A 12,753-nucleotide genomic window follows, 5' to 3' on the forward strand; every position below is an offset into this window, starting at 1 on the left:
CTATCCGAATGACCCGGTCTGGAAGCCGACGTCGCTGCCCGACGAACTTCCCGTCGAGCTACCGAATATGGGTCGTCTCGGAACCAGATCATGCATCAGGTTCACGGCTGCAGGGTCGATCATCGCCGCATTTCCACCGTTCGCCAGAATCGTGATCGACCAGCCGCTGTCGGGAACCAGCAGGGTGATGCAGTTGGATCCCGAGCTGTCTCCGTTTTTCTTGGCGAACCGTTGTGGGAAGTTCGGCGTCGGGGGTTGGAGCTGCCACGCCATTCCCATTCCGAATGCAGGATTCTCCGGAGCTTGCGTGTCGATCTGCTCGAGCATCGAGGTCAGGACTGGTTTGAGCGGGTTGTTTCCGTAGCCGAGAGTTGTTGCAGCCCAAATCGACATGTCCTCGGCGGTGCTGACCAGCCCACCCCCTCCTGCGATCGCACCCGTGTTGTTCCACAGAGGCGCTCGTGTGCCGTCGAGGTGGTACGGAACGGCAAGGTCGGTTGCTTTGGTCTCGATCACGGTACCCATCATCCCGAGCGGGTCGGTGATTTCGCGGGCGACTGCCGCCGCGAATGGTGGCTTCTCTTGTCCCGGAATGATTTTGTCGGCCATGAGTGTGCCGAGCAGTCCGAACCCGAAGTCCGAGTACAGCCAGTGGCTACCGGGGGCGAACTCCAAGGCGCCGGCGTCTTGGAGTCCTTTCCAGAGCATATTTCTGGTGTACTTCGCCTTCTCGTCCGTGCACGATCGTGTGGGATCGGCACACCCCGCCGAAAGATTGGGCGGGTCGTCGCTCAGGCCGGAACGGTGGGTGACCAGTTGGCGAAGCGTGATCTCCTCGCCGCCGATGCCTTTCGGCAGCGGGTTGCCATCCGAATACTTGCTCGCCAGGTCGTCCAATCCGACTTCTCCCCGAGAGATCAGTTTCGCCAGTAGTGCAGCGGTGAAGGTCTTGGTCTCCGAGGCGATCTCGAATTGCGTTCGTGGAGTGACTCTCACGCCGTTTTCGACGTCGGCGTGGCCGTAGTGGTACGTAGTGGTGACACTCGCCTTGCGGTTCTTCTCATCCGGTTTGACGATAGCGAAGGCAAGGCCGGGAACGCCGCTGTTCAGCAGTGTCTCTGCGACGCGTTGCACCGCTTGGGCTTCAGCAGGATCGCCGACCCGCGAACCTGGATTGGGTGCCGTGGGGCCGGCGGCGCCGGCGGTCGAGGAGGTCGCGAGGGTTATGACCGCGGTTGCCGCCAGCCCTGCAACGCTGATGAACTGTCGTCGTGACGTCCGGGCGGACCCTCGATCCTGGTTATCCATTGTTTGCACATTACAACCAAAGTCGACTGGTTTGACTGTTTTGTCGGAATTGCCAAGGTGTGCTCCTTAGACGATGGTTTTGCTAAATCACGCCGCCGTTGACGTAGATGACCTGGCCATTGACCCAACGAGCTGGGCCGGCGAGAAACGCGACAGCCTCCGCGATGTCCGCCGGTGTGCCGAGGCGTTCCAGGGGAGCCAGCTTGGACAGGTTCTCCACTGTAGCTTCATCTTTCCCGTCAAGGAACAGATCGGTGGCCGTGGGGCCTGGGGCTACGGCGTTGACCGTGATATCGCGTCCCCGTAGCTCTTTCGCGAGAACCAGAGTGATCGCGTCGACAGCACCTTTGGTGGCGGCGTACGCGGCATAAGTCGGAAACGCCAGCTTCTTCACGGAGGTGGAGAAATTGATGATCGCACCACCGCGCCGGACACGTCTGGCTGCCTGCTGGTCGACCACGAAGGTCCCTCGGACGTTGGTCCGATGCATCCGATCGAAATCGTCGAAGTTCAGTTCTGCGACGGTGGAGAGAATCATGATTCCGGCTGCATGGACGACGACGTCGATGCCCCCGAATTCCTCCTCGACCGTATCGAACAGGGCCGCGACTTCACCTTCGTCGGCGACGTCCGCATGCACCGCTATGGCGCGACCGCCCGCAGCGACGATGGCGTCAGCTGTTTCCTGGGCGCGTTGAATGTTTCCTGAATAGTGCACGGCGACAGCCATTCCGTCGGCGGCGAGCTTCTCGGCAGTCGCTCGCCCGATGCCGCCGGAAGCGCCAGTGACGATGGCGACGCGGGTGGTGGTGTCAGTCATGATGTAACTCCTGAACTGGTTTCGGTTGCATCGGACAGCTTGCGAAGCCACTCTCGTAGTAGGCCGACTTCGTTGGCGGAGAGAGAAGTTGAATCTGCGGCGGCCAGTTGGGCGTCGAGAGTAGATGCAACTCTGTTGAGTGAGGTTTCCGGGTGGACGCCGGATTCGTCGATGATGGACGCGAAGATTCCGTCGCGAACTCGCTGTGACAGCGTCGGATCGGGGTACTGTTCCGGCCTGACGACGAGCATCAGAGCGACGCCCGCATTGGCGGACATCACCATCTGCGTAGCCACGTCGACCGATACGGTCAGAACACCTGCCGCAGCGCATCGTTCGAGAACGGATCGAAGTAGCGCCTGGGCCTGCAGGGCGGTGTCGGCGCTCTGGGCGGAAGGTGAGTGCATCAAGCGGTAGTGAGCGGGATGCGCGAGCGCGAAGGCGGTGTGCGCATCCCAGCCGGCCCGTAGATCGGCAACGGGGTCATCGGAAGGTGTCGCAGCCCGTTTGCCTTCGAGGTATTCGAAGAAACCTGCCTCTACGACGGCTGCGAGCAGTCCGTCCTTGTCGCCGAACTGACGGTAGAGCGCGGGGGCGCCGACGCCGGCCATCTCGCACACGGCGCGGGTGGATATGTCGCCGTTGGGGGAGGTATTGAGCAGCTCGGTTGCCGCGGCCAGAATCTTTGCTCTCGAACCCATGGAAACAACGCTAACACAAATATGTAATCGTTGCTATCGCCGGTTTGGTCGTGCGAACGAACTACAGACACAGGCGCCAGAACTTGATCAGATGAGTGAGCCGGTCCGGCCACGGTTCTGTGTGGAGTGACAGCTAGAGCCGTTCTGTTCTCACACTCTGAACGAAGGAATCCTGGTGATCGACTCGGAAACTACTGTTGCGCAAAATAATTCGCATTCCGGTTATCTGGGGTGGATTCTGCGGGTCATCAGTGTCGTGGCGTGCGCTGCGGTTGCAACGGTCGTTGTCTCGCTGACGCTCGGGCCGCCATTCGCGCGGGCCTGGGCACAGTGGGTTGCTCGTCATCTAGGTGGGGACTTCGAGACGGGAGTCGTTGTCGGATTTGTGACTGGGCTTCTGGGCACCGCTGTGACTTTGTTTGCAGCGCTGATGAGTTCGTTGGCGTGGCGGCGCCGAGGTGGCCCGGCATTGTCGCTTGGTTTCGGTGCCATTGCCATGCTTGCCGTTATTCCTGGCGCAGTGAATTTGAGTATCGCGGTCGGTGCAGCAGGATCCGGTGTGAGGGCGTCGGGGAGGATCCTCGACGTCGACGGGCCGGCGTTTCGTGGAGCCTGGATAGCCGGATCTGTGGCGGGGCTGTTGCTGTATATGGCCGCGGCGCTGCTGTTAGGGAGGAGCCTTCGTTCGACGTTCGGGCCTGTCAGGCAGGTGGCGGCACCGCTCCCTGGGGTGGTCGGCGGCACGAATGCCTTGGCCATCGTTGCACTCGTACTTGGAATCTTCGGTGGGGTTCTTGCCATTCCAGTGGGTCATGTGGCGCTGAATCAAATTCGCCAATCCGGCGAAAGTGGGCGTGGGTTGGCAGTGGCCGGCCTCGTTCTCGGTTATCTGTCGCTGATCGTCATCGTAGGTTTCGTATTAGTGGCTGTGTCCGCGGCGTATCGGTAGTTCGGATCGCGCATCAGAGCGGGATCGGTGAGAGGGGTTCGATGTCGTGGTCGCGAGGTCCGAACAGGCCCAGAGCCCGGGTGCGAATGGACGGTAGTACTTCGTAGAGGCTCCCGCCGAGGCGGTGGAGGGAGTTGAACGAGCGCGATTCCCAAACCGGAAACTCTCCGTCAGCGCCGCGGGATGCTGTGTCCCACAGCAGAGCGTCACCGTTTTCGCTCCATCCGAAAACCTGCAGCGAGTCAGGGAGTGACCAATCGCCGTCGGGTTCGATCATCCAATCGAACTCGTCATCTCGTCCTTCTCGGTAGACGGACCGAAGATGAGCGGTGAGGTTGCGGGCGCGCCCTTGCCAACCGTCGGCGAATCCGGGAAGGACGGGCGGATAGATGAGCCAGAGTCCGAAGGTCCGCGCCCAACCTGCGTGCCGGATGAATGCGCGATAAGAATCGGGGAAGCCCTGCCGGTCGGGAAATCGAAAAGAATCCAAAACAGTGAAATCTATGTGTTGAAGCGTCGACTGGCCTTCTACCGTCAGCGCGTTGGGTCCCTGTGCAAACACGTCCTCAACACTAGCAATGCGAGTTCGTGAAGGATCTCGGGCGGGAGGTCTTGGCTGGTTGTTCCCCGAGTTCGTCGGATCAAATACCTTCAATGGCCCGCAAGATTCACCACCAATCGAATCACCAACTCGCCGTCCACCTCTCGGGTCCGTTTCTCGCAGATCACGTTCATCAATGCGGTGCCCTCATCGATGCCGAGTTGGTGTGTGAGTAGCGTGTCGATCGTGTCGCCGGCGCTCGTCAATGCAGCTGCAGCGGAGGCGAGTTGGTGGTTCGTGACTCCTCTGTTGCCAGTCAAGGCAACGCGCAGAGCGCCCCTGGTGAACGTGGTGATCGCGGGTGGTGTCGGTCCACCCGTGTTGGCTTGTCGCACCCCGGCGATGTCCACCCCGGGTAACAAATCGGACGTGGCCTTGGCCGGCACTCCACCAATCGGATGCATGGCGACAACTCGATCGCCGAGGCGTTCCAGAGCGGTGTCGATCGACGCTACTGTGCCGGCGCGGTGAGTCGCGACCAGCACAGCGACCGAGCCTGCGGTTTTGCGTACCCAGTTCTCGGTAGCGAGCGAGTTGACCACGGATGGAAAGTGATTCGTCGTCCACTCCATGCCGAGTTCGGTGCGGTGGACCATTACTACTCGGACGGTTGGGAAGAGAACGGAGGGTGCGAGGGCCGCAGCCAGATTTCCGATGAGACCGTCGCCGAAAATGAGCAGCGTCTCCGGTGACTCGCGTGAGAGGCAGGAGAGCGCATACCTGACGACGGCGTACGGTTCGACGAGAGTAGCGCGTGCGCTGGAAAGTTCCAGTGGCAACGGCGTGACCAACCCTCCACTGACCGCGGGCACGCCGATGATGACGCGTTGTTGAAACAACCCCTCGACGTTGTGGCCGAGAAGAAACGATGAATCATGCGGATGCGTCGGGTTGACCACGACTCGATCACCTACCTCGAAGTCGGTGACGCCGTCGCCCACTTCGACGACGCGGGTAGCGCCTTCGTGGCCGACAATGGGCGAGGGGTCGTCCCTGTCTCCGCGCACAATCTGAATATCAGTCCCGCACAGGCTGACTTTCTCGGGGGCGACGAGAAGTTCGCCGGGCCCGGGAGTTGGAGTCGGCCGCTTTTCGACGCTCGACCGACTGCCCCTTCTCACGATTGCGCGATGGGTGAGTTGCGTTGTCATGAATCCTCTTTCACAGCTTGCTTACGCGGAGGCGACCGGCGGCAATATCGTCGGCACCGGACAGGGTGTCGATATCGTGAGGACGGCACAGGTGTATCGTCTTACGGATTCTCTCGGGAGTCAGTGACGTGTCCGCGTACGATCGCACCGAGGCGAGTTGGGAACACAGTTCCCTCTCGTACATCTCGGACAGACCTTCGGCGAGCCCGCCACCGATCCCGATGCGATCCAGTCGTGGATCGAGGGCGATCATCGTTCTGACCAGCTCGGCGATCGGCTCGACGACCACGCGCAACAGAAGTGATGCACCAGGGGCGCCTGACTCGAGTGCTGGACCGAACGAATCTCTGTCATAGGGCAATTCGAGAGCCGAGGCGACAGCAGTCAACGCCGAGCCGGACGAGATCGCCGCGACATGTCCGACGCCTCCACATGCGCAGGGCAACTGTCGCACCGTATCCGGCCCCGACGTCACTGCACGAAGGTGGCCGACCTCACCTTGCAACCCCAATGCGTCCACTGGAATCACTCCCTCTTTTGCATCAGCTATCCGCAGTGCGATCCCGCTGCTGATGGTGAGGTAGGCGATGCGCCGATCGGTGGGACGTGTAAACCCACGAGCGAACGACGCCAACCCTGCCGTCACGTCGTTCACGAGCGTCCATCGAACGTCCGGGCGGTGGGATTCGAGGAGACGCAGCAACGGAATCTCACCGGCAGGAGCGCCGCCCCACAATGGGCCGGATCCATAGGCGACGCCCTTCTGTTCGTCGAGCGCGGCCCCGCACGCCATGTTCACTGCGGCACCCGGCGGTAGATATCGATCCAGTGTCTCGATCAGCTCGCGCAGGAGTTGATCGGGAGTGGCAGACGGTTGTCGGAGCACGCTGGGCGATGGCAGCCGTTCGGTTCGCTCACCGCTGCGGATGCGTAGCCACGTACCTCCCAGATCGACCGATACGGTATCCGTCATAGTTCCGGTACCACGTCGATTACGAGCTCCGATCTCTCTCGGGAGAGTCGTAGTGAAGTAAAGTTATTCACTCTCAAAAGGTTTCGTCCGGGCTCGGCTCCGATTGCAACGCATGATGCGCCGGAATCGGCCGCAGCAGCCATGCCGGCCGAGGAGTCTTCGAATGCGGTGCAGGAGTCGGCGGAAACCTTCAAGCGCGCCGCCGCTGCAAGAAAGCCCTCGGGATCTGGCTTGCCGACGCGCACGTCCTCAGCGCATACCGACGCGTGTGGAAGCGGGAGGCCGGCTTCAGTGAGCCTTCGCACCATCATCGATCGAGGGGCTGACGTGACAATCGCCCACCGCTCCGGGGGCACAGACGCCAGAAAGTCCTTGGCGCCGGCGATGGCGCGAACTGGATGCGAGTTCTGCTCTTCGCTTTGCCTGATCCAGTTCAGTTCGGATTCGACGTTTGCTCGATTGCCGAGAACCCGAACGATGATGTCGGAAGCGATGCGGCCTGGAAGTGCCTGCGCTACCACCGCCCGATCAACGCCGTGCCGGTCCGCGAATTCGAACCAGACAGCCTCGATCGACGCCTGCGAATCGACGAGGGTTCCGTCCATGTCGAACAGCAGTGCCGAGGTCGAAATGGATTGTCGAATCGAGCTGGGCCGCAGAGTCATAAGACGGCCACCCGACTCATTCCCAAACTTTCGCCGGCAATGCGAATCAGATCGAGATCGTGGTCGGTTGAGCGGCGCAGTCGCTGGTCGCCAGGATCGGTATCGAGCACAATCGTCTGTGCACCGATCTCAGACAGAAAATCGATGTCGGCACGTATCTGGTTGATGGTTCCGTACCCGAGTGGACGGTCTGGTGATTCGACAGATTTTTCGGTGGGGAGAAAGTAGATGCGGGGGACGAACTCACGCCCGGGGGCGAGTGAAGCGACTCCAGCGATGCATAGGCCCCGGGTAGGGTGCAATGGGTGCCATGCAGTGCCTAATCTGTTGGTTCGGTCGATCGCAGCGGGTCCGTTGCCGCCGATCCACAACGGAGGGTGTGGTTGCTGCAGCGGTAGAGGTCCGTTGTGCACGCGATGTGTTCCGGCCGAGCCCGGTGCGTCGTATGTCTCCGACGTCCACGCTGCGATCAGGGTTTCGAGAGTGGTATCCGTCAGTCGGCCTCGACGTGTGAACGGAACGCCGAGGACGTCGAAAGCCTGTGCAGTCCAGCCGACCCCGATGCCCACGATCAACCGTCCGCCGCTGAGTCGATCAATCGTCGCGGTCGCGTGGGCGAGGTGGGCCGGGTGTCGGTGACTGCCGATCAGCACGCCGCTGCCCAGGCGAATCGACTCGGTACCCGCTGCGAGCCAGGACAGCGTGGCCAGGCACTCGTAAAACGGAGCGGGAGAGCGGCGATTCGCATCGTCGGTCAACACCACGTGATCCGAGAGCAGGACATTGTCGAATCCGGCAGCTTCCGCTGTCCGGGCCCACGCGAGAATCCCCTCGGGGTCGATCTGCGGCCCGAAGTTGGGGAGATTGATTCCGTACTTCACAGCGAACTCGGAATCAGTCGTGCGGCGCCCCCGTAGCGGAACGTCAGGAAGTTTCCCCCGTTGGCGGTCAAAGGGCGAGGGGCCTCCTGCTGGCCGATGTGGTGCTCGAACAACTCGATGTTCAAGTCGCCGACGGATACCATCGCCATCCGGGACGTTCCTTCGACGTCGAGATCGAACTGTGCCGTCATGAACCCGCGATCCGCTGCGATGTCGGTGCGGAGCACCTCGGTTCCCGAATGGGCGGTCACCAGACGCGCTATCGCGGCGTCAAGGTCCGGGACGCTGTAGCCCGTGTGATCCAAACCGCGGCAGGTCGGGAGAAGGGCCGACGCGATGTCCTCTCGTCTGTGGTGGAGTCGGGCCTGGGTCTCGTGGAAGTATCCCGGCTCCTCGGGCCACTGCTGAAGTTCGAAGAGATCGCCCCACGGCGACCGGAAGTACACCCACTTGTTGCCCGCAATCGGACCCTCGGGTACCTCGATCACGTCGCCGAGGACTGTCACGTCGCTTCGCGAATCAAGGTAGCTCACAGCGAGTTCGATATCGCCGACAGTGAAGCACAGATGGTTGGTGCCGATGTCGACCAACCGCGGCGGGGGTTGATGGGGCCAATCCGCTGATACGAAATCCACGACCCCCGACAATCCGATCGGTACGGAGGCACGTCCGGGGGATCTTACGACGCGGTTCGCACCCAGGAGTGAAGCGAAGAAGTTGGCGGCGGCGTCCGCATCGGGAACGGTGACACCGACTGTGGACAAGGCATTTTCGACATTCGCGGTCACGGTCATGGGATCAGCAGTACCTTTCCTCGGGTTCCGCCCGCGGCCAGCAGAGCGTGGGCTCGGGGTGCTTCGTCGAACCGGAATGTTCGGGCGACAGGGACGGTGACCGAACCGGTCGATACCAGTTCGGCGAATGATTCGAGGCCCGAGCCGTCCTCGTCGACATAGCTTTTCGCCGGTGTGATTCCACGTTGCGGTGCGGGTTGCTCGTTGTCGTCGATGGAGATGAAGGCGCCGTCGTCTCGCACACTGTCGACGGATTCGGCAACACCCGCCGTGTCGACGATGGCGTCGTACTCCTTCTGCGGCAGGTCGACGGGACTCGCTATGACCCTGCTGAGGCTGAGGGCCAAGAGTTCGTCAGTGTCGCTCTCGCGAGCGAGGGCTTCGACGCGGTGTCCCCGCGAGATCAGCAGCGCCGACGCTATTCGGCCCACCGCGCCGGCAGCACCGGTCACCAACACCGTGGATTCTGATGCAAGGTCGAGTTTCTCGAGGCATTGCACAGCGGTGAGCGCTGCGAGTGGGATCGCAGCAGCGTGCTCGAGGGTGACGTTCGACGGAGCGGGTGCGAACAAGGACTGGTCGGCGGTGACGCGTTCGGCATAGGTTCCGTAGCGGTGTGCCGGTTGCGCGATCATTCCGATGACGCGGTCTCCTGGCGTGAAGCGTGTTACCGCGGATCCGACTGCGATAACAGTTCCGGAGACGTCCCATCCCAATACCGCTGGGAAGTGCAACTCGATGGGCAAGAACCCCGAACGGGTCTTCAGATCGACAGGGTTGACGGCAGCGGCTGCAACGGAAACAGTGACGTCTCCGGGGCCGGATGTCGGCTCGTCAACCTCGGTGAGAGTGAGAACGCTTGGGTCGCCGGTGGCTTCGATTGCGATGGCTTTCATGCGATTCCTTTCATGAGACCTTGCGTTGGAGAATGATCGACGGCGTAGCGGGCATTCGCTTCGGCTGCAGTCAGAACCAGTCCGCCGTCGACGGTAACGGTGGTCCCCGTGAGATAGCTCGAACCGGACCCGGCGAGGAACGCCGCGGCTGCTGCGACCTCGTGCACACCGGCCGGACGCCCCAACGGGATAGCGGGGCGATCGATGTCCGCATACGAGGATTCGTCATCGATGCCGTTCATCGCGGTGGCGGTTTCTCCCGGTCCGACGGAATTGACGCGCACTCCGTGGGGCGCGAATTCGAGGGCGAGGACACGACTCGACGCCGCCAATGCGGCCTTGCTGGCGCAGTAGATTGCACCGCCGGTGATGGGGACCGTGTCATGGATCGATGTGATGTTGACGATCGATCCTGCGATACCTCGCGCGATCATCCGGCGCCCCACCGACGAGGCCAACGCAAGTGGGGTGATCGAATTGACGGCCATGACCTCGCGCATTCGATCGATGGCGAGTGCATCTGCGGGTGATCGATCGTTGATCCCGGCATTGTTTACCAGGCAGTGGATCTCACCCAGTTCATCTGTGCATCGCAGAACGGCGTCGACTGTCGATTCGGCATTGCGCAGGTCCAGTTGCAGGGGAACGACGTCGATGCGGAACTGCGCATTTATTTCGCTCACCAACCGTGCGATGCGATCGAGACCATTGCCGTATCCGAGGACGAGGTTGTGACCCTCTTTCGCAAGCGCGAGCGCGATTGCCCGGCCGATACCACTACTCGCTCCGGTTATCACTGTGTATTCGAGCTCACTCAACAGAGATCACCACCTTCGGCCGTGTCCTGTGGCCTTCGAGACGATCGAACGCGGACTGTGCTTCGGTCAGAGGAACCACACTGTCGATCAATGCGGTCAATGCCGGGCGAATCAGCGGGAACAGTTCCGCGGCTCGGCGGTAGTGATCTACCCCGTGACGTACTCCGATGATCGAAATGCCGGCCAGCGCAACCGCTCCGGGATCGATCGATTCCGTGTGCGCCGCGACGCCTACGAGGATGCACTTGCCTCCCGGACGGAGAACGCCTACGGCGGTACCCAGCGCACCGGCGCCGCCAGACGCCTCCACGACCACGTCGTACTGCCCGGTCAGGTGTGTGGCATCGGTGAAACTGTGTGTGACGGTGCCGGAGTCGAGGTGTTCGATCGACCGGGGTTCGAGAACGTCGACGGTGATCGGGTATCGACTCAGCATGGCGATGGACAAGCTGCCGATCGTGCCCGCGCCGACGACGAGAACCCGATCACCCGGCGACACCGAAGCAGCGTCGAGCGCCTCGAGCACCGTTACGAGCGGCTCGATGAGAACGTGCTCCGGTTCGACTGTGACGCGACCGAGTGAAACGACCGTGCGCCGCGGCATGCGGAGGAATTCGGCTGCGGCACCAGGATGTTCGTATAGCCCGACCTCACGCAGATCGGAGCATTGGTTGCGTCGTCCGGCCCCGCAGGCCGAACACGCCTGGCAGAAAATCATCGTGCTCCCGGTGACTACGTCACCCGCCGACAGATCGTGAATATTCGGGCCGGTCTGCTCTACGGTGCCCACCCATTCGTGCCCGAAGTGATGCGGAAACGACGTAAGGCCATCAGTGAGGTATGACGACGTGCCGTGCAACAACTCCAGATCCGTACCGCACAGACCGACATAGGCAACCTTGACGACGACATCGTCAGGCCCGCAGTTGGGACGGTCGATCGTCACGATCGACACGGAACGGGGAGCGTCGATCATCGCAGCTCTCATGGCTTTCACGTCACGCTCCGAGCAGTGCGCCGACTGACGAACAGCAGCAGTACTGCGCCCGCCGCGAGGACTGCCCCGATAGCAGGCAGGACTGCAACACTGTTGCCGCCGGATAGAGCGATCGAGCCGATCCACGCGCCGGCAGCATTCGCCAGTTGGAATCCTGCAATGTTGACCGTGGCAGCAAGGTGCGGGGCTTCGCTTGCGGCACCGATGAGTTTCGAGGCGAGCGGCGGAATAATGGAAAAACCGGTAGCACCGAGCACGAACATCCAGGCGAAGGCAAACCAAGACGTTCCGCCGAAGACGAAGAGAGCGAGAAGTGCCAACGCGAGCGCGGTCAACGCGATGTACAGCGTTTTGTCCAGGTCCTTGTCCGCGTAGTAACCACCGAGTTGATTGCCGACAACAGACCCGACGCCGAATACGAACAACACCACCGTCACCGTCGACACCGAGATGCCGGCATGCTCGGTGAGATACGGCGAGATGTAGGTGAACACCACGAAAAGCGCTGCCTGACTGAGAGCGGTCAGCCCGATCGCCCACAGAACTGGGCCACGGGTGAACACCCGTAGCTCTGAGCTGACGTTCCCGGTCTGGTGCGAGGGAGCGGCGTTGCGCGTCGAGGCGATCAGCGCAGCGGTGACCAGCAGTTGGAAAACGGCGATGATCGCAAAAGACCAGCGCCAACCCAGTTGTGTACCGATGAGAGTTCCCAAGGGGACGCCGAGGACCGTCGCCAGGTTCAGTCCGAGGGTGACGCGGGCGATCACACGCCCTTGGAATTCAGGCGCCACCAACGACGTCGCCAGCACCAGGCACAAAGCGAAGAACGTCGCGTGTGGCAGAGCAGTGATGATCCGAAATATCACCATGGTTGCGAAGTTCGGTGCCAGCGCAGTTCCAATGTTGCCGATGACGAAGAGAGCCATCAGAGCCGCGATGAGAGGTGTCCGCGGCACCCTGGTGGTAGCGATCGTCAGTAGAGGGCCACCGATGACCACTGTGACGGCATAGATGGTGACGAGCAGTCCTGCTGTGGAGGTGCTGACCCCGAGGTCGGTGGAGATGTCCGGAAGTACGCCGGCCACAAGGTATTCGACAGTGCCGACGCCGAACACTGCCAGGAGCATCCAGATTATTGCGGCATTCGCGTTGGTAGAGCGAGCCGTTGTCGTCAATTCGTGCGGAGTTTCGACCACCAT

The 12,753-nt window shown here is 61.7% G+C and carries 14 protein-coding genes; 1 reads left to right on the forward strand and 13 read right to left on the reverse strand.

Annotated elements, in window-relative coordinates; translation table 11 throughout:
• The 3 genes from G4D79_RS08270 to G4D79_RS08280 all read right to left on the reverse strand — a co-directional run bounded on the left by G4D79_RS08270 (nt 1) and on the right by G4D79_RS08280 (nt 2,829).
• Complete coding sequence (locus tag G4D79_RS08270; RefSeq protein ID WP_083056414.1) at nt 1-1,308, reverse strand: serine hydrolase; 1,308 nt, start codon at nt 1,306-1,308, stop codon at nt 1-3.
• Nucleotides 1,309-1,390: 82 nt separating this feature from the next.
• Nucleotides 1,391-2,128, reverse strand: coding sequence for an SDR family oxidoreductase (locus tag G4D79_RS08275; RefSeq protein ID WP_081558526.1), 738 nt, complete (start codon nt 2,126-2,128; stop codon nt 1,391-1,393).
• A complete protein-coding gene (locus G4D79_RS08280; RefSeq protein WP_054782167.1) occupies nt 2,125-2,829 on the reverse strand; it encodes a TetR/AcrR family transcriptional regulator in 705 nt (234 codons plus the stop codon). Before G4D79_RS08280 ends, G4D79_RS08275 begins: the two co-directional genes overlap by 4 nt.
• A 175-nt stretch (nt 2,830-3,004) precedes the next feature.
• Between G4D79_RS08280 and G4D79_RS08285 the strand changes: the two genes are divergently transcribed.
• Nucleotides 3,005-3,778 carry a DUF4190 domain-containing protein gene (locus G4D79_RS08285; protein WP_099697125.1) on the forward strand — a complete coding sequence of 258 codons (774 nt, stop codon included), beginning with the start codon at nt 3,005-3,007 and terminating at the stop codon, nt 3,776-3,778.
• A 13-nt stretch (nt 3,779-3,791) separates the two neighbouring features.
• Here the strand turns inward: G4D79_RS08285 and G4D79_RS08290 are convergent, their stop codons facing one another.
• From G4D79_RS08290 to G4D79_RS08335, 10 genes are all read right to left on the reverse strand, one after another.
• The gene (locus tag G4D79_RS08290) at nt 3,792-4,340 is read right to left on the reverse strand and encodes an SMI1/KNR4 family protein (protein WP_235867754.1); all 549 of its coding nucleotides are present in this window, start codon (nt 4,338-4,340) and stop codon (nt 3,792-3,794) included.
• Between the two features lie 89 nt (nt 4,341-4,429).
• Nucleotides 4,430-5,530, reverse strand: a complete 1,101-nt coding sequence (locus tag G4D79_RS08295) for an alcohol dehydrogenase catalytic domain-containing protein (protein ID WP_099697123.1) — start codon at nt 5,528-5,530, stop codon at nt 4,430-4,432.
• Nucleotides 5,531-5,540: 10 nt separating this feature from the next.
• Nucleotides 5,541-6,503 (reverse strand): ROK family protein, encoded by a 963-nt coding sequence (locus G4D79_RS08300; RefSeq protein ID WP_099697122.1) that lies wholly within the window; start codon nt 6,501-6,503, stop codon nt 5,541-5,543.
• On the reverse strand, nt 6,500-7,168 hold the full coding sequence (locus tag G4D79_RS08305) for an HAD-IA family hydrolase (RefSeq protein WP_099697121.1): 669 nt from the start codon (nt 7,166-7,168) through the stop codon (nt 6,500-6,502). The genes G4D79_RS08300 and G4D79_RS08305 overlap by 4 nt, the downstream gene beginning before the upstream one ends.
• Nucleotides 7,165-8,049 (reverse strand): TIGR03619 family F420-dependent LLM class oxidoreductase, encoded by an 885-nt coding sequence (locus tag G4D79_RS08310; RefSeq protein WP_083056428.1) that lies wholly within the window; start codon nt 8,047-8,049, stop codon nt 7,165-7,167. The genes G4D79_RS08305 and G4D79_RS08310 overlap by 4 nt, the downstream gene beginning before the upstream one ends.
• Nucleotides 8,046-8,843, reverse strand: a complete 798-nt coding sequence (locus G4D79_RS08315; RefSeq protein ID WP_099697120.1) for a VOC family protein — start codon at nt 8,841-8,843, stop codon at nt 8,046-8,048. Before G4D79_RS08315 ends, G4D79_RS08310 begins: the two co-directional genes overlap by 4 nt.
• Entirely contained in the window at nt 8,840-9,739 is a 900-nt protein-coding gene (locus tag G4D79_RS08320; RefSeq protein ID WP_075834602.1) for an NADP-dependent oxidoreductase, read from the reverse strand. Before G4D79_RS08320 ends, G4D79_RS08315 begins: the two co-directional genes overlap by 4 nt.
• Nucleotides 9,736-10,557: an SDR family oxidoreductase gene (locus G4D79_RS08325; RefSeq protein ID WP_099697119.1), complete on the reverse strand. Its 822-nt coding sequence runs from the start codon at nt 10,555-10,557 to the stop codon at nt 9,736-9,738. The genes G4D79_RS08320 and G4D79_RS08325 overlap by 4 nt, the downstream gene beginning before the upstream one ends.
• Nucleotides 10,550-11,545 (reverse strand): zinc-binding dehydrogenase, encoded by a 996-nt coding sequence (locus G4D79_RS08330; RefSeq protein ID WP_020909399.1) that lies wholly within the window; start codon nt 11,543-11,545, stop codon nt 10,550-10,552. Before G4D79_RS08330 ends, G4D79_RS08325 begins: the two co-directional genes overlap by 8 nt.
• 5 nt (nt 11,546-11,550) lie before the next feature.
• Nucleotides 11,551-12,753 (reverse strand): MFS transporter, encoded by a 1,203-nt coding sequence (locus tag G4D79_RS08335; protein ID WP_020971053.1) that lies wholly within the window; start codon nt 12,751-12,753, stop codon nt 11,551-11,553.

The sequence above is a fragment of the Rhodococcus sp. WY5 genome, from assembly GCF_018588185.1.
GTDB lineage: Bacteria > Actinomycetota > Actinomycetes > Mycobacteriales > Mycobacteriaceae > Rhodococcus_F > Rhodococcus_F qingshengii.